The 524-nt window shown below is 60.7% G+C and carries 1 protein-coding gene; it reads right to left on the bottom strand.

Annotation, left to right across the window (positions count from 1 at the left end; translation table 11 throughout):
* Positions 1–355 (bottom strand): hypothetical protein (locus tag WDC87_RS21920; RefSeq protein WP_336331343.1); only part of this gene is annotated, 355 nt, incomplete at its 3' end.
* Between the last annotated feature and the right edge of the window lie 169 nt (positions 356–524).

The following is a 524-nucleotide window of genomic DNA, read 5'->3' as shown; positions in this document are numbered from 1 at the left end:
CATGGTTGCTGGTCATCACCACGGCGTCGGACATCATCCCTGTAGTCTCGACCCGGCTGTCTTGCATGACCAGATAGCCACGGTGATTGATATCCATCTCCACGCCTGGCCAGCGATCGCGACTGCCGATCACGGTTGTGTCGTAGACCTCCAGCGACCGATCGAACCAGAGATCGTGGGCGGGGATCTCAACGCCACACAGGTAGGACACCTCTACAGCCGGATCACCCGGATTGGCCGGGCGCGGAATGCTCGGGCAAGGCACGCCGGGAGGAGCGGCGGCAACCGATGCTGCGGGCAGAACCAAGGCCAGCATCAATGCGGCCGCCAGAGGCTGTCGGGTGAGGGTGGTCATGGCGTCCAGAAATCGAAAGGTGGATATGCAGGAACTTTCGTCCCGTACGCCACCGAATGCCATGCAACTTGTTGCAAATCCATCCGCAGTACGAAAGCTGCGACCAGCCAGACAAGACATGCGCCATCGCGATTGGCTTTTCCTGCAGTGCGCCCGCACAACGCTGTTG

Source organism: Stenotrophomonas maltophilia group sp. Smal12 (assembly GCF_037079935.1).
GTDB classification, from domain to species: Bacteria; Pseudomonadota; Gammaproteobacteria; order Xanthomonadales; family Xanthomonadaceae; genus Stenotrophomonas; species Stenotrophomonas sepilia.
The sequence above is the reverse complement of the archived record's forward strand: the minus strand, read 5'-3'. Positions and strand labels throughout refer to the sequence as shown.